The organism is Microbulbifer hydrolyticus (assembly GCF_009931115.1).
GTDB lineage: Bacteria > Pseudomonadota > Gammaproteobacteria > Pseudomonadales > Cellvibrionaceae > Microbulbifer > Microbulbifer hydrolyticus.
In genome coordinates this window covers 3,052,718-3,079,592 of sequence record NZ_CP047491.1, presented here as the reverse complement: position 1 = coordinate 3,079,592, position 26,875 = coordinate 3,052,718, and the positions used below count along the sequence as shown (strand labels likewise).

Below are 26,875 nucleotides of genomic sequence, written 5' to 3'. Positions count from 1 at the left end.
GGTCGGTGCGGCAGGTTGAGCGTGAGAAGCCGGCATGAATGCCGGCTTTTTTGTGGCCAATTCCTGCCCGCGGGAGTGCCGGCACGTTGCTACGGTTGCACCCGTTACCCGGACTGGAGCGCCGTTGCACTGGCGTGCTTGCTTGTATTGGCACTGTCAGCGGGTGACAGCAATGGCGGCATGGGGCAGTCCAGGCAGTCAGCAATAGCCCGCAATAGCTCCACTTCGGTGCCCTCTATCACTCCATCGTGTGCCAGCGTGACCGCCAGCGCCTTCAAGAAGGCCGGTTTTTTCAATGGTGCAATATCAGCGGCGATGACGAGCGCCTTGTCGAGTCGCTGAAGGGTGATATCTGTACGGGTTGGCAGTGGGGTGGGTGAGACCTGCAGTTGCTTAAGCCCCGCTTCGTAGGCACGCTTTGCCGCCAGATAATCTCTATTGCCGGCATGGGCCATGGTTGCCAGCAGGAAGCGCTGGGCGTCAGCAGAGGCCTTCGCAGTACCACTGGTTACCTTGCGCTGGGCGTCAGGCGTCGATTCCAGTCCGTGTACCAGCACCCGGTAAAGCGCCCATTCCCAGATATCTATTTTGCCATCGGCACGCAGTAGCTTGATGACGTTGCGCTTGAATATTTGATATTGCTGTGGCGCCAGCGCCTTGAGCGCAGGCACACAAAGGTCCAGCAGGGGCAGTCGGCAGTCCACAGGAAGGTGCTCGAGCGCCGGCTGCAGCTTGCCGAATTCCCGCAGAACGGCCGGGTGCGCGGACCGTGTCAGGATGTCGTGTTGCTGTTCTCGCTGTTCCGGTGCCATCAACAGCCCGTATGCCAGGGCCCGGGCGGCAAATGGGTCATGTGCGGCGGACTTGAGGTTTGCCGGAACCCGCGAAAGCAGGCTGCGGCCAAGGTCAACCTGGCTCGCGGAGGGGGCTGCGATGTTGTTGTCGACGGTCTCGAGTACCTGATCCAGGCGGGCCTGGTAGGGGCTGACGGCATCGCTGGCAGTGTCACCCGGGTGTGCCACCGCCTGGTTCAGGCTGGCTATCTGTGTATCAGCGTCGGAGTGGGGCATCCCGCCAGTTTCGGCGCCTGCCTGCGATGCTGATGCCGGCTGCGTGCCGAAACCTGTCCAGGCTGGATCCAGGCGGCTGATGCGGGCGGTCAGGGGAGGGTGTGTAGCGAAAAAGCCCAAGAGGGAATGTTTGAGGCTGCTGGCGAAATACATATGGCTGAATTCGCTGGCGTTGGCGGCTTTGAGATTTGAGCCTGAAGCGTGATTGCCAATTTTTTTCAGTGCCCCCGCGATCCCCCGATTACTGCGCGTGAACTGCACTGCGGAGGCGTCCGCCAGGTATTCGCGCTGGCGGCTTACTGCGGATTTGATCAGGTTGCCGAAAAAAGTGCCGGTGTATCCGATAACCAGGAGCCCCGCACCGATAGCGAAGGCCGCGGCGCGCCCGCGGTTGTCGCGTCCACCGGCCCAGTGACTGCCACGCAACAGCCAGCTCCCCAGCAGGCCGATGATCAAGATACCGTGCAGCAACCCGACGATGCGAATATTGAGCCGCATATCGCCATTGAAAATATGGCTGAACTCGTGCGCAACAACGCCCTGAAGCTCTTCCCGATTGAGTTGTTCGATACAGCCTCGGGTAAGCCCTACAACGGCGTCAGCGGGTTTGTAGCCGGCCGCAAACGCGTTGATGGCGCTGTCCTCGATGATGTAGACATCGGGCACTGGCGTCCCCGAGGCGAGAGCCATTTCTTCTACCACGTTCAGAGCGCGCTGCTCGGCCAGGCCATCGGGAGCGATGTTGATTTTTTTGCCGCCGAGTGACTCTGCGATGGCGCGACCGCCGGCTGCCAGTTGGCGCAAGCGAAAGAAGCTGGCCACGGCGATAATTGCGGAGATGGTTACCGCAATCCCGGCGACCATATCCCAGCCTAGCCCCGCGAAGATTTCTGTAAAAGAGGCGGAGCCTTGCCCGCGGGAGTAGTGTGTAAGCAACGCGATAAACAAGGTGGTGATGGCAATGAGCCCGAGTACCGCTACTGCAAACAGCACCACCAGCAGGGTTGAATTGCGGCGTGCCTTATCCTGATATTCAAAAAAATTCATAGCTGGGCGTCAGAACTGGACCTTGGGGGCGGCCTGGAAAGCCTCTGAATCCGCAAATTCCAGCAGTTTGCCATTCTCGCGGTGGCCGAAGAAGCCGGCAAAAAATACCGGTGGGAAGCTCTGGCGGAATGTGTTGTAAGCGGTAATGCCATCGTTGAAGGCCTGCCGCGCGAAAGATACCTTGTTTTCCGTGCTGGTCAGCTCTTCCATCACCTGCTGTACCGTCTGGTTGGCCTTGAGGTCCGGGTAGGCCTCCATGACCACATTCAGGCGGCCGAGGGCGCCGGCCAGGGCGCCTTCTGCGTTGCCCAGATCGGCCATCGCTGCTGCGGAGCCGGGGTTGCTGGATGCCGCCTTCAGGCCGGCCAGGGCCGAGTTGCGCGCACTGATTACCGCCTCGAGGGTTTCCCTCTCATGCTTGAGGTAGGCTTTTGCAGATTCCACCAGGTTCGGGATCAGGTCGTAACGGCGTTTCAGTTGCACTTCGATTTGTGCAAATGCGTTTTCATAGCGGTTCTTCAGGGAAACCAGTTTGTTGTAGATGTTAATAACGTAAAACACCAGTGCGGCCAGGACTACTAGCCAGACGATGGTTGAAACTTCCATTGAGGGTCTTCTTCCTGTTGTGAAAAGTCAGTCTTTTTCGTTGGTATCGGTTGATTCCGCGATTGCGCCTGATATTACCATGGAGATTACAACGAAAGGTGGATAGCCGGAGGGGCCCCGGGTTGGGTTATAATCTGCCGCGAAAATACGAGTCGCCGCAATGCTGGTCAGCCTTTTGTGGCAGTTGCCGTTAAATCTGGAGTGTTTACAGCATGAGTGAGCAAGTTACAGACCCCGTGGTCATTGTTGGAATATCCCGAACTCCCATGGGAGCGATGCAGGGCGCGCTGTCCGGGCTGAGTGCCCCGGAGCTGGGTGCGGTCGCGATTCGCGGCGCGCTCGCTGACGCCGGTGTGGCGGCAGCCGACGTAGATGAAGTCCTGATGGGCTGTGTTTTGCCGGCGGGCCTCGGTCAGGCGCCGGCGCGCCAGGCGTCACTGGGTGCCGGTATCCCGGAAGGCACGCCAACCACCACCGTAAACAAGGTGTGCGGCTCCGGCATGAAAACCGTGATGATGGCTCGGAATGCGCTGCTTGCGGGAGAGGCAAAGGTTGTAGTTGCCGGGGGCATGGAAAGTATGAGCAATGCGCCCTATCTGCTGCCCAAGGCCCGTGCAGGCATGCGACTCGGCCATAGTGAAGTGCTCGACCATATGTTTACCGATGGCCTGGAAAACGCCTACGACGGCCAGCTGATGGGTAATTTTGCCGAATGTACCGCCGACAAGTACGCGTTTACCCGTGAAGAGCAGGATGCATTTGCGCTGGAGTCCCTGGCGCGGGCCAATGCTGCCATCGAATCCGGCGCTTTCACGCGGGAAATTTCGCCCGTGACCATCAGCACGCGCAAAGGTGAAGTTGAGGTTTCCGTGGACGAGGGGCCCGGCAGTGCACGTCCGGACAAGATTCCGCAGCTGCGTCCGGCTTTCCGCAAAGATGGCACCGTCACTGCTGCCAACGCCAGTTCGATTTCTGACGGTGCCGCAGCACTGGTGCTGATGCGCGAGAGCGAGGCCAAGGCGCGCGGTGTTCGCGTGCTGGCGGTGCTGAAAGGGCAGAGCCAGTTTGCGCATGAGCCCGAGTGGTTTACCACTGCGCCGGTGTCGGCGATGACCAACCTGCTGAAGAAGACCGGCTGGGATGTCGCAGATGTGGATCTTTTCGAGATCAATGAAGCTTTTGCTGTGGTGACCATGGCGGCGATGAAGGATCTGGAGCTGTCCCGCGACAAGGTCAACGTCAACGGCGGCGCCTGTGCGCTCGGACATCCCCTCGGTGCCAGTGGTGCGCGGGTGATCGTGACCCTGCTCGCCGCACTGGAAGGCCGCGACCTGAAAAAGGGTGTGGCAAGTCTGTGTATCGGTGGTGGTGAGGCAACGGCAGTCGCCATCGAGCGCCCGTAACCCGCTTCATTCGAGGCAAAATAAAACGGAGGCCAAGGCCTCCGTTTTTTATTGTCTGAAATTCCGCCAAGCGTCAGTCGATATATTCCACTGCTTTCACGACTTTCTGTACACCACCCACGGTGCGTGTCTTTTCCGCGGCATTTTCTGCTTCCTGGCGGGTCAACAGACCCATCAGGTAAACCACTCCGTTTTCGGTGACCACTTTGATGCGGCCGCTGTCGATTTCCTTATCAGTCAGCAGGACGCTTTTCACTTTTGTAGTCAGCCAGGTGTCGCTGGTTCGGGCAAGCACGGAGGTGGTTCCGCGTACCTGAATTTCATTGTAGACCTGGCGCACGGAATGTACCTGCTGCGCTGTGCCGCCGGCCAGGTTGCGCAGCTCGTTGGAGGGTACCTGGCCTGTGAGCAATACCACGCCGTTGAAACTGACTACATCGATATTGGCCGCTTTCAGGTCTGGATGCGCCTTGCCGATATTGACCTTGGTAATGGTTTCCAGTTGCTGGTCATCGATATAGGTGCCGAAGCTGCGCTCACCCGGATCCGGCTGGATCGGGCCGTCATGCGTCGCATCCAGTACTGTGGCGCACCCGCCCAGAATTGAAAGTGCGAAGGCGGCTATGGTCAGAGAGACCGGTTTCATAAAGCGTTTACCTGAAGTCAATTGCATAAATTATTCCTCGTATCCGCCAAACAGGCTGCTGTCGATCAGGTCGCACAGGCAGAACAGCGTTAACAGGTGTACCTGGTGTACCTCCGAGGCAACCAGGGAGGGCACTCGCAGTTCAATATCGTGCACATCGAGTAGCGCGGTACAGTCGCTATCGCTCTCGCCACCGGTGAGTGCGAGCACGCCCATTTCCCGGTCGTGTGCCGCGCGGATCGCTTGCACAAGATTGGAGTCGCTGCCGTCGGTACTGATAATGACCAGCAGATCGCCGGGCTGGCCCAGCGCCCTGATCTGCCGAGCATAGGATTCCGCGCGCCCGTGGTTGCGCGCAACCGTGCCAATGGTAATGGCGTCGCCGTTCAGTGCCAGAGCAGGAAGGCCCGGACGCTCCCGTTCGAAACCACCCATTAACTGCGCTGAAAAACTTTGCGAAAGGGCACCGCTGAGGCCGTTTCCACAGATCAGGAGTTTGTTTTCGGCCAGCAGCGTGTGCACGATCATTTCGCTGGCTTCGGCAATCAAAGGTGCCAAAAGTTCACCAGCATTCATTGTTGCTTCAATGCTGTGGTGAAACAGGGTTACAACTCTCTGTTCCATTTATTCTATGGTTTCCATCTGTGTGAGCCTACTGCCCGAAGGCGTTTTGAATCCAGTCGATATCCAGTGATTCTTTGTGATCGCCACGCTCGATGGTGATGACATCAAAGCGACATGGGCAATCGATTTTCCGATATTGCAGGTAGCCATTGGCTGTCGTGAGCAGCTTGCGTTGTTTGCGGAAGTCTACCGAAACACCGGCTCCGCCAAAACGGCGATTGCGCCGGTAACGTACTTCAACAAATACCAGGGTGCCGCCATCGCGCGCAATCAGGTCAATCTCGCCGAAGCGGCCGCGAAAGTTTCGCTCGACAATGCGCAGGCCTGCGTTTGTCAGATGCCGCTCGGCAATCGCTTCCATGCGGTTGCCAATTGCTGTTGAGTCCATGCTTTTTGTATCCACGGAAATCCTTTCCTATAGATAAATGTTCGCTGAGCTTAATCGACGCGGGCGCTTCGGTCAGCGGGTACCGTGCCGACCTCGCTTGTGGTAATCGGTACCGGCGCTCCCTTTTCGATTTTTGCCCAGATCTGTTCACGCACGATGCGTCCATCGGCGGTAAGGCTCAGGGAACCGGTCAGCCCATAAACCTGCTGCTCGGGGAACTGGCGCAGGATAGGCAGGCGTGGATACAGGCGGAACGCGTCCGCGCCCAGCGCGTACAGGCGGGCAAACGCCGGTGAAGGGGCCGCCTGTTTCACGATGTTCTGCTTGGTTTTATTGTCGTCTTCAAACAGCCAGGGGAGGGCGGTAAAACGCACCCCATTGATGTCGCGGTCGCGCTGGCGGTCTATGTTGCCGGCAAAAATCTGCGACGTAGAGAACACCGGAAGTTCGCCGGCGTAGAAAAACGACAGCATGGGTTTGATCTGGCGCGCCTGTTGCGGCTGGGCCAGTACAAACAGCATGTCCACATCACCGCGTCGGCGCGGGGTAAACTTCAGCGGCGAAGCCAGTTTTTTGCGCAATTCACTCTCGCGACTTTTGCTTTCGGAGATCAGCAGCGCATCGCTTACCAGCTGCGAAAAGTTGGTGTCGTCGCGGTAGTTACGACTCTCGGTGACCGTCCCTCCGAGCGTGTTCCACTCCTCAGTGAACGCTTCCAGGCCGCGTTGGCCCCAGCTGGATTCCGGCGTCAGAATCATGGCCTGACGGTGCCCCTGGCGATAGGCCTGGCGCGCTACCTGGCGAGCTTCGTCTTCAATGGCCAGTCCAAACTGGACCAGGTCCTGAGTGAGACGGCCCTGATCACCGTAATTCAGTGCGAGGGTAGGGACCGGTAACATTTCGGTGGCGAGCAGGTTGGCGACCCTGCTTTTATCCAGTGGGCCGACAATCGCCTGGGCACCGTTATTAACCGCGGTCTGGTAAATCTCTTCAAACGGCTGGTCCAGGCCCGTGTCATATACCTGAATCTGGGGCGTGGGAGCACCGGCATCCAGCGCACTATAGTAGGCAGCCATAAAGCCGTCGCGAATCGCGCGTCCGGCGCTCCCCAGGGAGCCGGACAGAGGCAGCAGCAGCGCTACATTTTGCGCGCGCTGTGAAGCCAGGCGCTCCAGCAGCTGCAGTGCCTGAGGCGGATGTGAGACGGCGGTGTGGCTCGGCCACTGCTGCCGCCAACGGCTCAGGGCGGTCAGCTGGGTACTGATATCTGCCTGGGTGTCGCGCCCGAGGAGTGCCAGCTCGTACCAGGCCCGCATCTCAGGGTCCAGGCTCTCATCGGCCCGCAGGCGGAGCTCACTGGATGGAAGCTGGGTGAGGAGCTGCCAGAAACCGTCATTGTTGGCGGAGATGGCTTCGTCTTCACGGGCGAGCGGCGCGATGCGCTGACGTTCAGCAATGCCGCTGTCGATGTCCCCCATCAGGCCCCACAAGTCGGCGCGAAGGTTGCGCAGGGGAAGGGCCGTATCCGCGGGGATCTTGAACCAGGCCTGCTCCAGGCGCGGAGCGCTCACCAGGTCCAGTGCGGTAAAGAATTCATCGTCTGCGGCGAGAGCGCTGCCGTACACCTGGGCATACTGAGCGTACTCGGCGTCAGTGAGCTGTTCCGCATCAATGTTGCTGGCAGCTTGCCGGACCGTCGCGTTATCGCCCAGAGTGTATAGAATGGCGGCCGCCTGCAGCAGCGCACGATCCTTTTCTGGCGACGGAAGTCGGCGCGCATCATTCAGCAGGCGGATGGCGCTCTGGCGGTCGGCGGTGGCCACGTTGCCCGCATCGACCGCAACCTGTGCGCCCGGCTCGGTACTGGGGGTCTGGCAGCCGGCCAGCGCCAGCGTCAGGGTGGCGGCAGCCAGACCATTGAAAATGAAGGGAATTCGCCGGTAAAGGGCGGACATATTCTTCTCCCACAAAACTTATTCTGGAGTGAACTATGGGGCTGGATACAGCGGTGCTCTATATCGTCGCGACGCCCATTGGCAATTTGGCGGATATGGTACCGCGAGCCATAGAAGTTCTACAATCGGCGGATCTGGTGGCGGCGGAAGACACCCGTCACAGTCAGAGACTTTTTTCGCACTTTTCCATCGAAACCCCCCTGGTGGCGTACCACGACCACTCGGATGACCAGCGAACCACAAAAATTCTCCAGCGCCTGGAGCAGGGGCAGACCGTCGCCCTGATCTCTGATGCCGGTACCCCGCTGATCTCAGACCCCGGGTACCGTCTGGTTCGCGAGGCGCGTGAGCGCGGCTTTAACGTTGTTCCCATCCCCGGCGCTTGCGCTTTTGTCGCGGCCCTGTCTGCGGCGGGGCTGCCCAGTGACCGGTTTACCTTTGAAGGTTTCCTGCCGGCCAAACCGCTGGCGCGGGAAAAGGCGCTGCAGGCGCTCGCTGGCGAAGCCCGTACCATGGTGTTTTACGAGGCGCCACACCGGGTGCTGGATACCCTGGAGGCCATGCGGCTGGTGTTTGGCGATACCCGCGAAGCGGTGATTGCACGGGAGATCAGCAAAGCATTCGAAACGATTCAGCTGCTGCCGCTGGCGGAACTGGTTGAGTGGGTGCGCGCGGACAGCAATCAGCAGCGTGGAGAGATAGTGCTGCTGGTGCGGGGTGCGGCCGAGGGCAGGTCGTCAGAGCTGGATGCGGAGTCTGAGCGGGTGATGACGCTGCTGCTGGCCGAGCTGCCGCCCAAGCGTGCGGCGGCAGTGGCGGCGGAGATTACCGGGGTGAACAAGAAGCTGCTCTACAACTGGTCGCTTTCGCAAAAATAGGGTGCAAAAGTAAGTTGCATTCCCGTGGGGCGCTCTTTACTCTTCGCGCCGAGTCAGCCAGGCAATCGCTGTCTCGCCACCTTTGGGTGGTGGGGTGGAGGAAAGTCCGGGCTCCATAGGGTGGGACGCCAGGTAACGCCTGGGGGGCGCGAGCCTACGGAAAGTGCAGCAGAGAGTAGACCGCCGATGGCTTCCCTGAATTTCGGTTTGGGGAAGCACAGGTAAGGGTGAAAGGGTGCGGTAAGAGCGCACCGCGCGGCTGGTAACAGTTCGTGGCACGGTAAACCCCGTTCGGAGCAAGACCAAATAGGCCCTCTACAGGTGTGACCCGCACTGAGGGCGGGTAGGTCGCTTGAGGTGTCTGGTGACAGGCATCCCAGATGAATGATTGTCCGCGACAGAACCCGGCTTATCGGCTGACTCGCCTAATTCCAGAGGTCCGGTTGCCGCGGCGCCAGCGCCGCAGGCCGGATACCTTTCAACGCTGCGTATTTAAGTCACGCTACGGATTTAAGCAGTGTGCCATCCGTGGCAGTACGTCCGTGTATCTTCCTGTTCTCCAATTCTGCGATGTTTGGCGTCCGCGCTGCGGGTTACTTTTGCAGCAGTAGTCCGCACTCACGGTGCTCCTCACCCTTGGTCGGGTCAAAGTACACATCGTTATCTGGCAGGTCGTTTTCATACACGTACTCTTCCACGTCGATTTCCTTCAGGTGGAACATCGGTGCGACGCGAATGGTGCCGTGGTTGCCTTTGGTGAATATGTCCAGGCCCTGGCGGTGGGCGTTCTGGTCGTGGCGGATGCCGTTTAGCCACACATCGGGTTTCAGTTCCTGCATTGCCCGGTTGAACGGTTCGAGCTTGACCGTGCGGGAGAAGAAGTCGTGCTCTGGCGTGTCCAGCGGGGGGATGCCGCCGTAAACCGCGTTGTAGTGCGCGGCCGACATTTTCGGGGAGTAGGTATACAGGTTGAGGTCCAGCAGCTTGATCACTTTCTCGATGTGGCGGTAGGTCTCCGGCGTGTTGTAGCCATGGTCGACCCAGATGACCGGAATATCAGGCTTGGCGCGGGTAACCAGATGCAGGAAGGCAACCGCCAGAGGGCGGAAATTGGTGAATACCACCGGGTTTTCCGCTTCGGCGATGGTGAACTTCATGATCGCGCTGGGCTTGCTGTCTTTGAAGCGCTGGTTGAGCGCGTCCAGGTCCGCATCGTGATGGAAGGTGCGGGTGGTCGCGGAAGGTTTGCTCAGTCCTGCTGAAAAGCCCATGGCTTTGGAATCCTGCTGAATTTTCAATATCGCAAAACTACAGCGACTTGGACTGGGTTAAAAATAATAAAAGCTGATCTTTATATGCCTTCCTGTTCTAAACCCTTCGTATGGCACTGGTTTCATTGAGCTCCCGTCGCCTGGCGTTTCATTGATTATTGGCGTCAAACTCATCTGTGCGCCATTTATCCGGTTAGTGCCCACTCGCAAATGCGCTTTTTGTTTCGCGTCATAGGGCTCCTCTCCAAACTTAAAGTAAGTTGTGAACTTGCAAAAGTAAGTACTTGCTCTGTTGAATATTTGCGCGCCCACTCCTCTGCCTGAAATGTAAACACTTCGCCTGTAGCCCGCGAAAATACTGGGCTTTTTCTCTGTAGTTACTGTCGATTTCCTTGACTTTACGTCGGCCAGATTTATAGTGTGGGAGGTGGAGAAAAGTGGAATTTTGTGGGGCTTGGTGGGATGAAAGTGGTTGTGAGTGGTTAATCACGCCCAGCCAGGCAAAAACGCGCAATTTTTCACCATTTACGAATAAACGAAGCTAGGCACGGTCGCGGAACCTGATCCATGTATCTGGGAAGTCACGCAATCAATATGGACGCCAAGGGGCGTCTGGCCATTCCGGCGCGGGTCAGGGACTCGCTGCTGGAAGATTGCGGTGGCCGGCTGGTCGTGACGGCGCATACGGAAGAGCGCTGCTTGCTCGTCTATCCAGAGGCGCAATGGCGCGAAATTCTCCCTAAAATCGAAGGGCTGTCCAACTTCAACAAGAAGGCGCGCAGGGCCCAGCGGCTGCTGATCGGGTATGCCTGCGAGCTTCAGGTGGATGCCAATGGCCGCGTACTGATTCCGCCAACCCTGCGCGAGTACGCGGGTCTGGAGAAAAAGTTGATGCTGGTAGGGCAGGGCAAGAAGCTGGAGCTGTGGAGCGAAGAACGCTGGTTGAGCTGGCTGGATGACAGTGAAGACGACGGTGAAATGCCGGAAGAGATGGCCTCCCTGTCCCTTTAGGGCGACCTTGTAAACGAATTTTGATGATCGCAGGAGAAACGGGTGTCCCAGAATCTGCATCGCAGTGTGTTGTTGCGCGAAGCTGTGGACGCCCTGGTGGTGGATCCGGGTGGCTTCTATATAGATGGAACTTTCGGGCGCGGAGGGCACAGTGCCCTGGTGCTCGACCGTTTGAATGAGTCTGGTCGCCTTCTGGCGGTGGATAAAGACCCTCAGGCAATCGAGTTCGCGGCGGAACGCTTTGGTGATGAGCCGCGGTTCGAAATCTGGCACGGCTCTTTTGCCGATATGGATCAGGCTGCGGAAGCCGGGCAGGTCAGCGGCATATTGTTGGATCTGGGAGTGTCATCGCCGCAGTTGGACCAGGCTGAGCGCGGTTTTAGCTTTATGCAGGACGGCCCGCTGGATATGCGGATGGACACAAGTCGGGGCATGAGCGCGGCAGACTGGGTGAACACTGAGTCCGAAGCGGAACTGGTGCGAGTGTTTAAAGAGTACGGCGAGGAGCGTTTTGCGCGCCGTATGGCCGGGGCGATTGTGCGCCGGCGTGCGGAAAAGCCGTTCGAGCGTACGCTGGATCTGGCGGAGGTAGTCAAGGCGGCGAACCCAGCCTGGGAGAAGGGTAAACACCCTGCGACCCGGGTGTTTCAGGCCATCCGGATTCACGTGAACGGAGAGCTGGATGACCTGCAGTCGGTATTGAAGAAGTCTCTGGCACTGCTGAAGCCCGGCGGTCGTCTGGTAGTGATCAGCTTTCACTCCCTGGAGGATCGCATTGTGAAGCGGTTCATTCGTGAGCAGGAAAAGGGACCCCAGCTGCCGCGTGGCCTGCCGGTCATGGATAGCCAGATTCACAGGACATTGCGCTCTGTGGGCAAGGCCGTCAAGGCGGAGTCCGAGGAAGTCGGGGGCAATGTGCGCTCTCGCAGCGCGGTGATGCGTGTCGCCGAGCGGCTGGCCTGAGGGGCGAGGGCGTAATGGCGGCGGCAGGTGGAAACAGATGGTTGCTCACAGCGCTATGGATGCTGTTGATGGTGTCAGCGCTGGGGGTAGTGCACACCACTCAGCAGAGTCGCGCGTTGACCGCAAAGTTGGAGCAGGCCCAGCGGCATCGAGATGAGTTGCGATACGAGCAGGAGCGGTTGCTGCTGGAGCGCGGAGCCTGGTCCGCTTACAGCCGGATCGAGCAAGTGGCGCGAGAAGAGCTGAATATGCGTGCGCCGACACCGGCTGAACGAGTGCTGGTGACGCCAGACAAGCGATAGTCGGCCGTCTTGGTCGCGCAGGCAGGGCGTAAGTTGAGAGTGCAGCTCCGCTGCAAATTATAAAAGAGTGCGTAAACGCGCAGGGAAACAGTCCGTCATGGGTGCAGTCAAAAAACAGCAACAACAGCCGGGAATTGCCCGCTGGCGCTTTGCGCTGGTGGCCGGTTTGCTGTGCCTGCTGGCTGTGGCGCTGGTGGTGCACCTTGCCGGCCTGCAGGTACTTCCCGAGCAGGATAAGGGTTACCGCTTCCTGCAGGACCAGGGCCGTGCACGCACCATCCGTACCGAGGAAATCGCCGCCTATCGAGGCTCCATTGTTGACCGTAATGGCGAGCTGCTGGCAGTAAGCACACCGGTACAGACAATCTGGGCCAATCCTCAACTGTTAAAAGAGGCCAGCGCGGACGAGTTGCGCGCTCTGGCTGCGGGGCTTGGCACGCCACCCGCGCGTCTTGCCAAACGGCTGGAGAAGTACCGTAACAAGGGTTTTATGTACCTGCGCCGACACATGACCCCGGAGCGGGCCAACAAGGTGCTGGCGCTGGACCTCGCCGGCGTATACAGCAAAAAGGAATACCGCCGCTTTTACCCGGCCGGTGAGGTCACTGCCCAGTTGCTGGGCTTTACTAATATTGACGACCTCGGTCAGGAAGGACTCGAGTTGGCGTACGAGCAGTCTCTGGCAGGTGAGGTCGGTAAGCGTCAGGTAGTAAAGGACCTCAAAGGGCGTACGGTGCAGGACCTTGCGGTAAAGCAGGAAGCGCGCCCGGGCCGTGATCTCCAGCTGACCATCGATATGCGCCTGCAGTATCTGGCTTATCGGGAGCTCAAGAAGGCGGTAGCGGAAAACGGTGCAGCTTCCGGTTTTATGGTCATTCTGGATACCCAGAGTGGCGACGTGCTGGCCATGGCCAATCAGCCCTCCTTTAACCCCAATAACCGTCATGGGGTGCAGGCGGCAGCGATGCGCAATCGTGCGCTGATCGACCAGTTTGAACCCGGTTCTACCATTAAGCCGCTTACCGCACTGGCGGCGCTGGAGACCGGACGCTACACGCCGCATACCCGTATCAATACCAGCCCCGGATATATCCGCCTTCCGGGGAAGACGCTACTGGATCCGGTGAACTACGGTGAAATCGACCTGACCAGGGTTATCACAAAATCCAGCCAGGTTGGAATCACCAAGGTGGCGATGGATCTGGAACCGGAAACCTTGCGTGAACTTTTTTACCGCCTGGGGCTCGGAGAGGCGGTTGGCAGCGGATTCCCCGGAGAAGCGCCGGGCATTCTGCCCACCAGGGATCGCTGGCATCCCATCGAACTGGCCAACTTTGCCTTTGGCTACGGTTTAACGGTGAACGCCGTACAGTTGGCCCAGGCCTACAGCGTCGTTGCCAATGCCGGGCTCAAGCGCCCGGTTTCGCTCATTTTGGCGCAGGGCAAAAAAGCCGCAGGTGGAGAGCGTGTAGTGGACTCGGAGCTGGCTCAGCAAGTGTCTGCCATGCTGGAAACGGTGATTGGCCCTGAGGGCACAGGCAAGCGTGCCGCGGTCGATGGCTACCGAGTGGCGGGAAAGACGGGCACGGTGCATAAGGTCGGTAGCGGTGGCTACGCAGATAACCGCTACCGCTCGGTATTTGCCGGATTTATCCCGGCCGACAATCCACGCCTTGCTGCGGTGGTCGTGATCGATGATCCGAGCCATGCCAAGTATTACGGTGGTGAGGTGGCGGCGCCGGTATTCGGCAAAGTTATGACGGGTGCCATGCGCCTGCTTCAGGTGCCACCGGAAAAGGTCGCCCCGGCTGATCAGCAGCTGGCGACGCAGCTGGACGAGAGAGGTACGACATCGTGAACCAGCAAAACGAATTGCAGAATCGAAAAGCATCTCTGGTCACCCTGGTGCCGGGCTACGCAGGTATTCCGGACATCCAGGTGACTGGCGTGGCTCTGGATAGCCGCCAGGTTGAGGCCGGTGATGTATTTATGGCCCTGCGCGGAACCCAGGTGGACGGGCGTCAATATATTGATGCCGCCATCGCCAGTGGTGCGGCAGCAGTACTGGCTGACGGCGACGCGCTCGGAATTGAGGTGCGCAATGGTATTGATGTGGTCACCGTGCCCGGGCTCGCAGCCCGTGTCGGCGAAATTGCCGCGCGATTTTATGGGCACCCGTCTGAATCCATGTATCTGGTTGGCGTAACAGGCACCAATGGCAAGTCCACCTGCGCCTACCTGACCTCACAGCTACTGGCAAAACACTTTGGCAGCGCGGCAGTGATGGGCACCATCGGGAACGGTGTGTGGAAAAATGGCGCCATCAGCCTTCAGGAAACCGGCCTGACGACACCGGATCCTGTGCGCTTGCAAGCGGATTACGCGGCGTTTTATGCCCAGGGTGCTCGCGCCGCTGCGATGGAAGTTTCATCCCACTCTTTGGCCCAGGGGCGTGTGCACGGCCTGGTATTTGATACTGCAGTGTTCACCAATCTCACCCGCGACCACCTGGATTACCACGGCAATATGGCCGCCTACGGTGCAGCCAAGGAGAAGTTGTTTGGTCTGCCGAAGCTGAAGCGCGGAGTCATCAATATTGATGACCCATTTGGAGCGCAGATGGTAGAGCGCTGCAAATTGCGTGGTCTCAAAGTGGTTACCTATGGCTTGCAGGCTGGAGATCTTCAGGTGCGCGACCTGAAGCGTCTGGATGATGGCTTCTCGGTACACCTGATTACACCCTGGGGTGAAGGTGAGCTGCGTACGCCTCTGATAGGCGATTTCAATATTCACAATGCACTGGCGGTGATTGCAGCCGTTGGTGCCGCGGGTATGCCACTGCAAGATATTCTCGCCGAGTTCCCGCATATCCAGCCGGTCCCCGGACGTATGGAGCGGGTAGTAGGTGACGGCGCGTCTGCCGCCGAAATCAATGTGCTGGTTGACTACGCGCATACACCAGATGCTCTGCGGGCCGCGCTCGAAGCGGCTCGCCCATACTGCCGCGGCAAGCTGTGGTGTGTATTTGGCTGTGGTGGCGACAGGGATAACGGCAAGCGCGCGCCGATGGGACGTATCGCGGCGGAGCTTTCGGACCGCGCGGTCGTGACCAGCGACAATCCCCGCAGTGAAGATCCACAGGCGATTGTGGATGAGATCGTCGCAGGAATCGATGGCGGCGCCGACGGCGAGCACTGCATCGTAAAGGTTGATCGCGCCGAAGCCATTCAATATGCCATCGCCCAGGCTGTGGCGGGAGATACGGTGCTGATCGCCGGTAAGGGACATGAAGACTACCAGCTGATTGCCGGTGAAAAGTTGCATTTTTGCGATCGCGAGCAGGCGGCCGAGGCCTTGGCACGCAGAGCCGAGCAGGAAGTGGAGGGAAGCCGCTGATGATCGCACCACTTTCCCTGCAACAGTTGCAACAACGTTTTGGCGGCGAGCTGGTAAACGGCTCCGTGGAATTTGATGCGGTGTGCACGGATACCCGCAAGCTGGACGCTGGCGCCCTGTTTGTTGCCCTGCGTGGAGAGAGTTTTGATGCGCACGATTTTCTTGCTGACATCGACGGCAAGGTGTTGGGCGTCGTCACCGAAAAGGTGATTGAAGGCTCGAAAATGCCGCAGTGGCTGGTGGCCGACACCACCGTGGCGCTAGGCAAGATCGGCCTTTTGTGCCGGGAACAATTTCAGGGAACTGTCATCGGTATTACCGGCTCCTGCGGCAAAACTACCGTGAAAGAAATGCTCGCGGCAATTTTCGGTCAGCGCCATAAGGTGTGCGTGACGCGCGGCAATCTGAACAACCATTTTGGTGTGCCCATGACCCTGTTCTCCCTGGCGCCGGAGGATCAGGTGTTGATCGTGGAGATGGGGGCCAGTGGCCCTAATGAAATAGGCTATCTGTGCAGCATCGCCAAGCCGCAAATTACCGCGGTAAACAATGTAAGACCTGCACATGTAGAGGGGTTTGGCTCCGTCGATGGTATCGCCACAGCCAAAGGACAGATCTATACCAGTCTGCACACCGGGGGTACCGCCGTCGTCAATGCCGATGACAATTACGCGAATTACTGGCGTGGCCGAATGCCCGAAGGTGTACGCACCCTGGAAGTCGGCTTTGGTCATCAGTGGGCGGTACACCCGGTCAACGTAACGCTGGATGCCAGTGGCTGCCCATCATTCGATCTGGTGGTCGAGGGGGTATCTCACCCGGTGCAACTGCAGTTGCTCGGTGAGCACAACGTGAACAACGCTCTGGTCGCCGCCGGCTGTGCCTTTGCCGCAGGTATTCCGGTGAGCGAAATTGCCGAAGGGCTCGGTGCGCTGGTAGGTGTCAGCGGCCGCATGCAGTCATTCAAGAGTAAATCCGGTGCCTCGGTAATAGATGACAGCTACAACGCAAACCCGGGGTCCGTGAGCGCAGCCATTGAGTTATTGGCACAGCGCGAAGGCAAGAAAATCATGGTTCTCGGAGATATGGCGGAACTGGGCCCGGAAGCGGATCAGTCCCACCGGGAAATGGGGCGGCTGGCCCTGGAGCGTGGCATTGACCAGCTGTTTACCCTCGGCACCCTGAGCGCGGCTGCGAGTATCGAATTTGCCGCCGGGCATCCAAACAAACAACGCAATTTTTCCGAGCGTGAGGCTCTGATCCAGGCACTGACGCCGGAGCTGGATGGAAACACCACCGTGCTGGTGAAAGGTTCCCGCAGTGCGCGCATGGAACTGGTAGTGCAGGCACTGACCAACGGGAATTGATAGAAGGTTACAACGATGCTGCTATGGCTGGCTGAATATCTACAACATTATGTGAAGGGCTTTTCGGTCTTCAACTACCTCACCGTGCGCGCCATTCTCGGCGCATTGACGGCCCTGGGTATTTCCCTGCTGGTAGGCCCTCGCATGATTACCTGGCTGAACCGGCTGCAGGTGGGGCAGGCTGTGCGCGATGACGGTCCGCAGTCACACCTGAGCAAGTCCGGCACCCCGACCATGGGCGGCACCCTGATTCTCGCGGCGATTTTTTCCGGCGCGTTGCTGTGGTCCGACCTCAGCAACCGGCTGGTATGGGTGACGCTGCTGGTTACCTTTGTTTTCGGCGCCGTGGGCTTCGTGGACGATTACAAAAAGGTGGTGGAGAAAAATTCTCGCGGCCTGATCGCTCGCTGGAAATATTTCTGGCAATCCGTGGCGGGGCTTGGTGCGGCGATATACCTGTATATGAGTGCGACAACCCCAGCGGAAACCCAGCTGTTTGTACCGTTCTTCAAGGATGTGGCGATCAATCTGGGACCGGTTGCTTTCATACTGCTGACCTATTTCGTGGTAGTCGGCTCCAGTAATGCGGTAAACCTGACAGATGGACTGGATGGGCTTGCCATCATGCCATCCGTAATGGTCGGCGGCGCTCTGGGGGTGATCGCCTATCTGGTAGGACACGTGGAATTTGCCACTTACCTGCATATTCCCTCGATTTCGGGGGCCGGTGAGCTGGCCGTGTTCTGCGCCGCACTCGGTGGGGCGGGGCTTGGATTCCTCTGGTTCAACACCTATCCGGCGCAGGTATTTATGGGTGACGTCGGTGCGCTCGCGTTAGGTGCGGCGCTGGGAATCATTGCGGTTATTACCCGTCACGAAATCGTACTGTTCATCATGGGGGGCGTATTCGTGATGGAAACGGTATCGGTGATATTGCAGGTGGCCTCGTTCAAGTTGACCGGCAAGCGTATTTTCCGCATGGCGCCACTGCATCACCACTTTGAATTGAAAGGGTGGCCGGAGCCGCGTGTGATTGTGCGTTTCTGGATTATTACTGTGGTACTGGTGCTCGCCGGATTGGCGACTTTGAAACTTCGCTGATTTAAAACAGATACTCGGGAAAAGATAAAGAGCCAATGAGCCTCATCGCAACATCAGAGAGAAAAGTGGTGATCGGACTGGGTGCTACCGGACAATCGGTAGTGCGCTTTCTGCTGTGCCAGGGTATTTCTCCGGTGGTTGTGGACAGCCGTGAAGCTCCGCCAGCGCTGGACAAATTCCGCGCGGAGTTCCCCGGTGTGCCTGTTGAGTGCGGGCCTCTCAAGAAAGAAACCCTGTTGGCCGCCAGTGAAATTATCGCGAGCCCTGGGGTTGGCGTGGCCGAACCTGCGATCGCTGCCGCAGTGGCAGCGGAGATTCCGGTGGTTGGCGATATTGAGCTGTTCGCACGCGAGCTGGCCAAAGTCCAGCCGGCGCCAAAAGTGATCGCCATCACCGGCTCCAATGGCAAAAGTACCGTGACCACGCTGATGGGGCTGATGGCAGAAGCCGCCGGGATGGACGTTCGTGTAGGCGGGAATATCGGTGTGCCGGTTCTGGACCTTCTCACGAGTGGAGAGCCACTGCCTGAGCTGTTTGTTCTTGAGCTGTCCAGTTTCCAATTGGAGACGACATTTTCCCTGCAGCCGGATGTGGCGACGATTCTCAATGTCAGTGCGGATCATATGGATCGCTATGCGGATCTGGCCGCATATCACCGAGCCAAGCAGCGGGTCTACCGCCATGCGCAACAGTTCGTGATTAACCGCGGCGATCCGCTCACTCGTGGGCCCTTGTCCCGCGAAAGCATCGAGTGGAGTTTTGGCCTGAATCGCCCGGATTTGCAGCAATTTGGCGTGGTAACCGAAGGCGGTGATAAATGGCTGGCGCAGGGCGCAGACAAGCTGATGCCTGCAAGCGAGCTGGCGATGGTGGGAAGCCATAATGTGGCCAATGCACTCGCAGCCCTGGCGCTGGGTAACGCGGTCGGCCTGCCAATGGCGCCAATGCTCGACGTGCTGCGGACCTTTACCGGTCTTACTCACCGTTGCGAGCGGGTAGCGGATCATGCCGGAGTAACGTATGTAAACGACTCCAAAGGCACCAATGTGGGGGCGACCCGCGCGGCACTGGATGGTTTGGCCGAGGGTGATCGCAAGATTGTTCTGATTGCCGGAGGCGACGGCAAGGGCGCAGACTTCACGCCTCTGGCAGATGTTGCGCACAGCCTGCGTGGTTTGGTGACCATCGGTGTGGACGGTCCCAGAATTGCGCAGGTTTTTTCCGGCCGTGTGGCTCAAAAATCCGCTGAAACCATGGAGATCGCGGTTGCCGAGGCTACTGCCATGGCAGAAAGCGGTGACTTTGTACTGCTGTCTCCAGCCTGTGCCAGTTTTGATATGTATCGCAATTTTGAGGCGCGCGGCGAAGATTTTCGCCGTGCGGTCAAGGAGCAGATCGCTTCTCCCGATACCGCAGAACGTACGGGAGGTGGCCAGTGAGCCGTAAGGATCTGACAAAGCTGAAAGTGGCTGCGAATGATTCGGTAGACGAGTACTCCTGGGTACTACCGTTCTGTGTGCTGGCGCTTGCGAGCATTGGCGTGGTGATGGTTGCCTCGGCGTCTATCGCTTTTGCTGCGGACATGTACAACGACTCGTGGTATTTCCTGAAGCGGCACTTGGTATTCCTGGCGGTAGGGGCATTCGGCGCGCTGGTGGTAAGTCGGATTTCACTAGCCACCTGGTCCAACCTTTCCTGGACACTGTTGATTTTTGCATTGGGGATGTTGCTGGTGGTGTTGATTCCCGGAGTGGGACGTTCCGTGAATGGCAGTATGCGCTGGATTGCATTGGGGCCAGTTACCGTGCAGCCGGCAGAAATTGCCAAATTCTGCAGCCTGATTTTCTTTGCCAGTTTCCTTACCCGGCGTCACGAAAAATTGCGGCACTGGAGCAGCTTTATGGTGCCCATTTCGGTGCTCGGCATTGTGGCAGTGCTACTCCTGCTCGAACCAGATTTCGGTTCCGTAGTGGTGATTTCAGGTACTGCACTGGCGATGGTTTTTCTCGCGGGTGCGCGTCTGCCACATACATTTTTACTGGTGGGGCTGGCGGCCTGTGGGCTGGCGTTGATGGCCCTGGTCAGCCCCTACCGGTTGCAGCGCCTGACCACCTTCCTGGATCCCTGGGGTGAGCAGTTTGCCGGGGGCTATCAGCTGACGCAGTCCCTGATTGCTTTTGGTCGTGGCGAGTGGTTTGGCGTGGGGCTGGGGAACAGCGTACAGAAGCTGTTCTACCTGCCAGAGGCGCATACGGACTTTGTGTTCGCCATTCTAGCGGAAGAATGGGGCATGTTCGGAGGCCTGGTTGTAATTGGCCTCTATGCCACCCTGACCTGGTCACTATTGCGGCTGGTGCGCAAGGCGCTCGAGAAGCAGGCATTTTTTGCCGCGTTACTGACTTTCGGTATTGCGGTGCTGCTGGCAGGCCAGGCGTTTGTGAATATGGGGGTCGCCTCCGGACTTTTACCGACCAAGGGTTTGACGCTGCCCTTTGTCAGCTCCGGCGGCTCCAGCCTGGTGGTGTGTTTTGCGCTGTTCGGTCTTGCGTGGCGCGCACAGAAAGAAATGAACAGTGATGAAAAAGAGTCCGAGGGTGGCATTGCGAAGATCCGTCAGTTACCGATCTTCAACCCTCTGCAACTGGGTGATCAAAAAACCGGGGAGGCGGCGTAATGGCTCAGACTGACAGCGCACCGTTTACCGGTAAGAAATTCCTGGTGATGGCTGGGGGTACCGGGGGGCATGTTTTTCCGGCACTGGCCGTCGCCCGTGCGCTACAGGAGCAGGGCGGCTCGGTAGAGTGGCTTGGCACCATGCGCGGTATTGAGGCGCAACTGATCCCGGCCGCAGAAATTCCATTGCATTTCATCTCTGTGGAAGGGGTACGTGGTAAAGGTGCCCGCTCCCTGTTGAAAGCACCGATTCAGATCAGCAAGGCAATCTGGCAGGCGCTTCGGGTCGTCAAGGACGTAAAGCCCGATGCGGTATTGGGTTTTGGCGGGTTTGCTACGGGCCCGGGCGGCGTTGCGGCACGACTGTCAGGAGTACCACTGATCATTCACGAACAGAATGCGGTGGCCGGTACCACCAATCGCCTGCTGGCGAGAATTGCCAGCCGGGTGTTGGAGGCATTTCCGAGCGGATTACCCGCCGCGCAGGAAGTTGGCAACCCGGTACGTGCCGAAATCGCGGGGCTTCCGGCTCCTGACCGGCGCGTGGGTAAGCACACGCCCGCGCAGCTGCTGGTTCTTGGCGGTAGCCTGGGTGCGGTAGCAATCAATGAGCTGGTGCCTGAGGCGCTGGCAAAGATTCCTGAGGAAAAGCGACCTCAGGTAGTTCATCAGGCTGGTCAGCGTCATCTGGACCTGGCAAAAGAGGCCTACGAACGCGCCGGTGTGGATGCCGAGGTAGTGCCATTTATTGCTGACATGGCGGCGGCCTACGGTAAGGCGGACCTTGTGATCTGCCGTTCTGGCGCATTGACCGTGTCCGAAATCGCCGCAGCAGGGTTGGGAGCCATCATGGTCCCTTTCCCTTTTGCCATTGACGACCACCAGACCAAAAACGGTGAGTGGCTGCAGCAGGCCGGTGCGGCGCGGGTAATTCAGCAGGATGCGCTGGATGCTGGCCAACTGGCAGCGTTGCTCGAAGAGCTGTTCGCGAACCCGCAACAATTACTGGCCATGGCGGAGGCGGCACGCCGCGTTGCCAGGCCCGATGCGACCGACCGGGTGTTGGCCGTATGTCGCGAAGAGATGAGGTGTTGATATGTCTCGCGAAACACAGAATTCAGAAAATATTGAGAATGATATGAACAACGGCGACAGCCACTACCATGTACCCGCTATGCGCCGTATTCGTCGCATCCACTTTATTGGTGTGGGCGGTGCGGGCATGAGTGGTATTGCCGAAGTCCTGCAAAACCAGGGCTATGAAGTTTCCGGCTCAGACCTTCGCGAGAGCAAGGTAACCCAGCGTTTGCGCAACCTGGGAATCAAGGTCCAGATCGGTCACGCCGCCGAGAATGTCAGCGATGTGGATGTGGTGGTCAATTCGTCAGCCATTTACGGGGACAATCCGGAGCTGATCGCGGCGCAAGAGCACCGTATCCCTGTAGTGCGCCGTGCGGAAATGCTGGGCGAATTGATGCGCTATCGCTATGGCATTGCCGTGGCCGGTACGCACGGAAAAACCACAACCACGAGCCTGATATCGTCGATTTTTGCTGCTGACGGCAAGGATCCAACTTTTGTTATCGGTGGATTGGTCAACAGTGCGGGGGCGAATGCGGCTCTGGGCGAGAGTCGCTATCTGGTGGCAGAAGCGGACGAGAGCGATGCTTCCTTCCTGCACCTGCAGCCGATGGTCACTGTCGTGACCAACATCGACGCGGACCACATGGAAACCTACGGTGGTGATTTCGAAAAGGTCAAACAGATCTTTATCGATTTCATCCACAACCTGCCGTTCTATGGGCTGGCTGTGGTTTGCGGGGACGACGCCAATGTTCAGGAAGTTATTCCGCGTATGGCGCGACCGGTGACGACCTACGGCTTTGACGAGGGTAACGATTTCCGCATCAGTGAAGTGCGTCAGGAGCCTCTGCGCAGTTGCTTTACCGTGCATCGTCCCGATGGCAGCGCTCTGGACGTGTGCGTGAATATCCCTGGGACTCACAATGTCCTGAATGCCACAGCGGCGATTGCGGTAGCGACCGAGGAGGGTGTCAGCGACGAGGCAATTCGTGAGGGCCTGAATGGCTTCCAGGGCGTAGGTCGCCGCTTCCAGATTTATGGCGAATATCCGGTCAGCGACGATGCCGACGCTGAGCAGGTGATGCTGGTGGACGATTATGGGCATCACCCGCGTGAGGTGGCGGCAACGATAAAGACGGTACGTGATGGCTGGCCTGAGCGCCGTCTGGTGATGGTCTATCAGCCGCACCGATATACCCGCACGCGGGATTTGTTTGAAGATTTTGTGCAGGTGCTTTCTCAGGTCGACAAACTGGTTCTTCTGGATGTATATAGCGCCGGTGAAGCGGCGATACCCGGTGCAGATGGCCGCACGCTCGCGCGCAGCATTCGTAACCGGGGCCAGATTGACCCGATCTTTGTGGAAACCGTTGAGCAGGTTCCACCGGTGTTGGCAGATTTGCTGGAACCGGGCGATATCGTGCTTACCCAGGGTGCGGGTAATGTGGGTGGCCTGGCACAGCAGCTGTCGGAATGGCGGTTGGGTGACCAGCCCGATTCGGCCAAGTAAGTGGCAGACACGACACTCGGTGGCGAACGTTAAACGTGACGAAAGATAAAAAGGCTCAAAAGCAGAAAAAAGCGCGCGGCAAACAGGCGCCTCGCGGCGCCCGCGCACTGCCGGATTCGAACGAGGATGAGGGGCTGCGCCCGCTGCGTTTGATACTCATGGTGAGTTTTTTGCTGCTGGTGGCGGCGGGGCTCGGGTACAGCGCGCGCTGGCTGTGGCAACAGGCACCCACAGTTGAACTGAGCCGGGTGGATGCGCTGGAAAATGTACGGGTCAAGGCTCCATTTCGCGCGGTGACCGAAACGGAAATTGAAGATATCCTTCTGCCGCATTTACGCAATGGGTTCTTTGCACTGGATATCGACGATGTGCGCGCAGCTTTGATGGACAACCCGTGGGTTGTAAATGCGGCGGTGAGTCGTCGCTGGCCCAACGGCGTCGAGGTGGTGGTGGAAGAGGCTGAGCCTCTCGCCATCTGGGGCGGGGATCAACTTCTGATTGCCAGTGGCGAGCTGTTGCCCCGGCCCGAGAATCTACGCGGCCTGCGTCTGCCGGAGCTGGCAGGGGATGCGGAGCTGGTTGAGCGAATTATGGCGCAGTACCAGGCTCTGGCTGGGCTGCTGACAACAAAAGATATGGAAGTGCGCCGCCTGTCGTTTGACGACCTGGCGGGCTGGCAGCTCGAGCTGGTAAGTGGTATCCGCCTGCAGCTTGGGCACGACGAACTGCTGGAGCGGGTTGACCGCTTCCTCAGTCTGACACGCGGCGTACTGGCGCCGCACCTGCAAAAAGTCGTGGGCGTTGATACCCGCTATAACAATGCAGTTGCGGTGCAATGGAAACCAAAAGATAAAACAGAAAACTGAAAACAAAACAGGCAGATAAAAAGCTGGGCCCCGCCCTGATCCGACATCCCTGATGTGGACCGGCGCAATTACCCAGCGAGGTTGAAAATCCAATGACACAAACAACTGAACCACGCATGATCGTCGGGCTGGATATCGGTACATCCAAAGTCGTGGCGATTGTCGGTGAGGTTTCCGGCGACGGCGAACTGAACATTGTCGGCATCGGCTCTCACCGCTCTACCGGCATGAAGCGAGGCGTGGTGGTAAATATCGAGTCCACCGTACAGTCCATCCAGCGCGCGGTCGAAGAAGCGGAGCTGATGGCCGGCTGTGAGATTCATTCTGTCTATGCGGGTATTGCCGGCAGCCATATCCGCAGCCTCAACTCCCACGGCATCGTCGCGATCAAGGATCGTGAGGTCACCCAGCAGGATCTGGATCGTGTGATCGATGCTGCACGTGCAGTGGCGATTCCGGCGGATCAGAAAATCCTGCACACCTTGCCGCAGGAATACCTGATCGATAGCCAGGAAGGAGTGAAAGAACCGCTGGGTATGTCCGGCGTGCGTCTCGAGGCCAAGGTGCACCTGGTGAGTGGCGCGGTCAACGCAGCACAGAATATTGAAAAGTGCATCCGTCGCTGTGGCCTGGAAGTGGAAGACGTCATTCTCGAGCAGCTGGCGTCGAGCTATGCGGTGCTGACGGACGACGAAAAAGAACTTGGTGTTTGCATGGTCGATATCGGTGGCGGCACTACCGATATTGCGGTATTTACCGGTGGCTCTATTCGGCATACCGGGGTAATCCCGATTGCCGGGGACCAAGTGACCAATGATATTGCCATGGCCCTGCGAACGCCCACTCCGCATGCTGAAGAGTTGAAAATCAAATACGCATGTGCGCTGGCCAAGCTGGCGCGCGAAGGGGAGACGATCAAGGTGCCGAGCGTCGGCGATCGAGCGCCGCGCGATCTGTCTCGCCAGGCGCTGGCAGAGGTGGTTGAACCTCGCTATGACGAGCTGTTTACGTTGGTGCAGGCGGAGTTGCGCCGCAGCGGATTCGAGGACCTGTGTGCGGCCGGTATCGTCCTTACCGGCGGTTCCTCGAAAATGGAAGGTGCCGTGGAGCTGGCTGAGGAAATTTTCCATATGCCCGTGCGCCTGGCAGTACCTCAGGGAATTGCGGGATTGACGGATATCGTCAGTAACCCGATTTACTCCACCGGTGTTGGTCTGCTGATGTACGCGATCAAGGTGGAAGACAATAAAGGCAGTAGGAACTCCACGGTTCAGCGAAGCGAAAACCAGTGGTGGGACAAGGTCAAACACTGGTTCAGGGGCAACCTCTGAAGCAGAAAATAATTACCGGGATCGATAATTAAATTTTGGACATGAGCAAAAAAGGGGAACAGCAATGTTCGAACTCGTAGATAGCGTACAGGATAAGCCTGTCATTAAAGTGATTGGTGTTGGTGGCGGTGGCGGTAATGCCGTCAAGCACATGATCGCAAGTGAAGTGAACGGTGTGGACTTTATCTGCGCAAACACCGATGCGCAGGCGCTGAAGGATGTGGAAGCACAGACTATCCTGCAGCTGGGCAACACCATTACTCGTGGCCTTGGTGCGGGCGCTAACCCCGATGTTGGTCGCCAGTCTGCGTTGGAAGATCGTGAGCGCATTGCCGAAGTACTGACCGGTGCCGATATGGTGTTTATTACCGCAGGCATGGGCGGCGGCACTGGCACCGGCGGTGCCCCGATCGTTGCTGAAATTGCCAAGGATCTGGGGATTCTGACTGTTGCGGTCGTAACACGCCCGTTCATGATCGAGGGGCGTAAGCGTGCGACCGTTGCCGAAGAGGGCATTCTCGAGTTGCGCGACAAGGTCGATTCCCTGATCACCATCCCCAATGATCGCCTGCTGGAAGTGCTTGGCAACAAGATCACCATGAAGGCCGCTTATAAAGAGGCGGACAACGTGCTGCTGGGCGCTGTACAGGGCATCGCTGACCTGATGATTCGCCCGGGTATCATGAACGTGGACTTCGCCGACGTGCGCACTGTGATGTCTGAAATGGGCATGGCAATGATGGGTTCCGGTGCTGCGGTTGGTGAAAACCGTGCCCGTGAAGCGGCCGAGAAGGCGGTACGCAGCCCTCTGCTGGATAACGTCAACCTGCAGGGCGCCCGCGGTATCCTGGTGAACATTATCACTGGTAGTGAGGAGGGCGGCTGCCAGGAGCTGACTCTGGGTGAATACTCCGAAGTCGGTCAGATCGTGCAGGAGATTGCCTCCGATGATGCCACTGTGGTGATCGGCACCGCGGTTGACGACAAGCTGGGTGATGAAATGCGCGTTACCGTGGTGGCCGCGGGTCTCGGTGAGGTGTCCGCCCAGGCCGTCCGTCCAAAGAAGGTCGTGGACAACACCAATACCCGCCGTGCGGAAGCGCGCGAAGCGGCGCGTCCGGCAAAGCCGGTGGAGGCTGCCCGTGAGTCGCAGGAGGTGCGCAGCACCCGCGAGGCTGACCGTTCCCAGCGTGCGATGCCGACAATGAACCCGGCTGATCAGGATATGGAGTACCTGGATATCCCGGCGTTCCTGCGTCGCCAGGCAGACTGATTCCGTCTACCACCCACCGGTGTTGTGGGGCGGAACCCATCTGCTCATGTCTTCGCCCGGTCGTTTTGGCCGGGCGTCCGCCCGCTCCGGTGTGCGGGTTTGTGATGATGT

The 26,875-nt window shown here is 58.5% G+C and carries 23 protein-coding genes and 1 other RNA gene; 17 read left to right on the top strand and 7 right to left on the bottom strand.

The window, feature by feature from the left end; genetic code table 11:
- Positions 1 to 104 precede the first annotated feature (104 nt).
- Positions 105 to 2,117 carry a M48 family metallopeptidase gene (locus GTQ55_RS13190; RefSeq protein WP_161859160.1) on the bottom strand — a complete coding sequence of 671 codons (2,013 nt, stop codon included), beginning with the start codon at positions 2,115 to 2,117 and terminating at the stop codon, positions 105 to 107.
- Between the two features lie 9 nt (positions 2,118 to 2,126).
- Positions 2,127 to 2,723 (bottom strand): LemA family protein, encoded by a 597-nt coding sequence (locus GTQ55_RS13185; RefSeq protein WP_161859159.1) that lies wholly within the window; start codon positions 2,721 to 2,723, stop codon positions 2,127 to 2,129.
- 212 nt (positions 2,724 to 2,935) lie between these two features.
- Between GTQ55_RS13185 and GTQ55_RS13180 the strand changes: the two genes are divergently transcribed.
- Positions 2,936 to 4,126, top strand: coding sequence for an acetyl-CoA C-acyltransferase (locus GTQ55_RS13180; protein WP_161859158.1), 1,191 nt, complete (start codon positions 2,936 to 2,938; stop codon positions 4,124 to 4,126).
- A gap of 73 nt (positions 4,127 to 4,199) precedes the next feature.
- Here GTQ55_RS13180 and GTQ55_RS13175 read toward each other — a convergent pair whose 3' ends face one another.
- From GTQ55_RS13175 to GTQ55_RS13160, 4 genes are read right to left on the bottom strand one after another with little or no spacing between them, the layout of a single operon-like run.
- Positions 4,200 to 4,799 (bottom strand): BON domain-containing protein, encoded by a 600-nt coding sequence (locus tag GTQ55_RS13175; RefSeq protein WP_237567674.1) that lies wholly within the window; start codon positions 4,797 to 4,799, stop codon positions 4,200 to 4,202.
- 3 nt (positions 4,800 to 4,802) lie between these two features.
- A complete protein-coding gene (locus GTQ55_RS13170; protein ID WP_161859157.1) occupies positions 4,803 to 5,396 on the bottom strand; it encodes an SIS domain-containing protein in 594 nt (197 codons plus the stop codon).
- Positions 5,397 to 5,424: 28 nt separating this feature from the next.
- A complete protein-coding gene (locus GTQ55_RS13165) occupies positions 5,425 to 5,784 on the bottom strand; it encodes a YraN family protein (RefSeq protein ID WP_161859156.1) in 360 nt (119 codons plus the stop codon).
- 50 nt (positions 5,785 to 5,834) lie between these two features.
- Positions 5,835 to 7,739 (bottom strand): penicillin-binding protein activator, encoded by a 1,905-nt coding sequence (locus GTQ55_RS13160; protein ID WP_161859155.1) that lies wholly within the window; start codon positions 7,737 to 7,739, stop codon positions 5,835 to 5,837.
- A gap of 35 nt (positions 7,740 to 7,774) precedes the next feature.
- Here GTQ55_RS13160 and rsmI point away from each other — a divergent pair, with 35 nt between their 5' ends.
- Positions 7,775 to 8,617, top strand: a complete 843-nt coding sequence (gene rsmI / locus GTQ55_RS13155) for a 16S rRNA (cytidine(1402)-2'-O)-methyltransferase (RefSeq protein ID WP_161859154.1) — start codon at positions 7,775 to 7,777, stop codon at positions 8,615 to 8,617.
- A gap of 49 nt (positions 8,618 to 8,666) precedes the next feature.
- Positions 8,667 to 9,045: RNase P RNA component class A (gene rnpB, locus GTQ55_RS13150), an RNA gene on the top strand.
- 165 nt (positions 9,046 to 9,210) lie between these two features.
- Here the strand turns inward: rnpB and GTQ55_RS13145 are convergent.
- Entirely contained in the window at positions 9,211 to 9,888 is a 678-nt protein-coding gene (locus tag GTQ55_RS13145) for a phosphoadenosine phosphosulfate reductase domain-containing protein (protein WP_161859153.1), read from the bottom strand.
- 567 nt (positions 9,889 to 10,455) lie between these two features.
- Between GTQ55_RS13145 and mraZ the strand changes: the two genes are divergently transcribed.
- The 14 genes from mraZ (at position 10,456) to ftsZ (ending at position 26,764) form a co-directional block, all read left to right on the top strand.
- Positions 10,456 to 10,899, top strand: coding sequence for a division/cell wall cluster transcriptional repressor MraZ (gene mraZ, locus GTQ55_RS13140; protein ID WP_161859152.1), 444 nt, complete (start codon positions 10,456 to 10,458; stop codon positions 10,897 to 10,899).
- A gap of 42 nt (positions 10,900 to 10,941) precedes the next feature.
- Entirely contained in the window at positions 10,942 to 11,862 is a 921-nt protein-coding gene (gene rsmH, locus GTQ55_RS13135; protein ID WP_161859151.1) for a 16S rRNA (cytosine(1402)-N(4))-methyltransferase RsmH, read from the top strand.
- Between the two features lie 41 nt (positions 11,863 to 11,903).
- Positions 11,904 to 12,164 (top strand): cell division protein FtsL, encoded by a 261-nt coding sequence (ftsL, locus tag GTQ55_RS13130; RefSeq protein ID WP_237567673.1) that lies wholly within the window; start codon positions 11,904 to 11,906, stop codon positions 12,162 to 12,164.
- 97 nt (positions 12,165 to 12,261) lie between these two features.
- Complete coding sequence (locus GTQ55_RS13125; protein ID WP_161859149.1) at positions 12,262 to 14,022, top strand: peptidoglycan D,D-transpeptidase FtsI family protein; 1,761 nt, start codon at positions 12,262 to 12,264, stop codon at positions 14,020 to 14,022.
- On the top strand, positions 14,019 to 15,560 hold the full coding sequence (locus GTQ55_RS13120; RefSeq protein WP_237567672.1) for a UDP-N-acetylmuramoyl-L-alanyl-D-glutamate--2,6-diaminopimelate ligase: 1,542 nt from the start codon (positions 14,019 to 14,021) through the stop codon (positions 15,558 to 15,560). The genes GTQ55_RS13125 and GTQ55_RS13120 overlap by 4 nt, the downstream gene beginning before the upstream one ends.
- Entirely contained in the window at positions 15,560 to 16,927 is a 1,368-nt protein-coding gene (locus GTQ55_RS13115) for a UDP-N-acetylmuramoyl-tripeptide--D-alanyl-D-alanine ligase (protein ID WP_161859148.1), read from the top strand. Before GTQ55_RS13120 ends, GTQ55_RS13115 begins: the two co-directional genes overlap by 1 nt.
- A 15-nt stretch (positions 16,928 to 16,942) precedes the next feature.
- Complete coding sequence (mraY, locus tag GTQ55_RS13110; RefSeq protein ID WP_161859147.1) at positions 16,943 to 18,028, top strand: phospho-N-acetylmuramoyl-pentapeptide-transferase; 1,086 nt, start codon at positions 16,943 to 16,945, stop codon at positions 18,026 to 18,028.
- A gap of 35 nt (positions 18,029 to 18,063) precedes the next feature.
- Entirely contained in the window at positions 18,064 to 19,467 is a 1,404-nt protein-coding gene (gene murD, locus GTQ55_RS13105) for a UDP-N-acetylmuramoyl-L-alanine--D-glutamate ligase (protein ID WP_161859146.1), read from the top strand.
- Positions 19,464 to 20,702: a putative lipid II flippase FtsW gene (gene ftsW, locus GTQ55_RS13100; RefSeq protein ID WP_237567671.1), complete on the top strand. Its 1,239-nt coding sequence runs from the start codon at positions 19,464 to 19,466 to the stop codon at positions 20,700 to 20,702. Before murD ends, ftsW begins: the two co-directional genes overlap by 4 nt.
- Complete coding sequence (gene murG / locus GTQ55_RS13095) at positions 20,702 to 21,796, top strand: undecaprenyldiphospho-muramoylpentapeptide beta-N-acetylglucosaminyltransferase (RefSeq protein WP_161859145.1); 1,095 nt, start codon at positions 20,702 to 20,704, stop codon at positions 21,794 to 21,796. Before ftsW ends, murG begins: the two co-directional genes overlap by 1 nt.
- Positions 21,797 to 21,839: 43 nt before the next feature.
- Positions 21,840 to 23,294 carry a UDP-N-acetylmuramate--L-alanine ligase gene (murC, locus tag GTQ55_RS13090; RefSeq protein WP_161860157.1) on the top strand — a complete coding sequence of 485 codons (1,455 nt, stop codon included), beginning with the start codon at positions 21,840 to 21,842 and terminating at the stop codon, positions 23,292 to 23,294.
- Positions 23,295 to 23,329: 35 nt separating this feature from the next.
- Positions 23,330 to 24,160 carry a cell division protein FtsQ/DivIB gene (locus tag GTQ55_RS13085; protein ID WP_161859144.1) on the top strand — a complete coding sequence of 277 codons (831 nt, stop codon included), beginning with the start codon at positions 23,330 to 23,332 and terminating at the stop codon, positions 24,158 to 24,160.
- A 92-nt stretch (positions 24,161 to 24,252) separates the two neighbouring features.
- On the top strand, positions 24,253 to 25,491 hold the full coding sequence (ftsA, locus tag GTQ55_RS13080) for a cell division protein FtsA (RefSeq protein WP_161859143.1): 1,239 nt from the start codon (positions 24,253 to 24,255) through the stop codon (positions 25,489 to 25,491).
- Between the two features lie 64 nt (positions 25,492 to 25,555).
- Positions 25,556 to 26,764, top strand: coding sequence for a cell division protein FtsZ (gene ftsZ, locus GTQ55_RS13075; protein ID WP_161859142.1), 1,209 nt, complete (start codon positions 25,556 to 25,558; stop codon positions 26,762 to 26,764).
- The last annotated feature ends 111 nt before the right edge of the window (positions 26,765 to 26,875 follow it).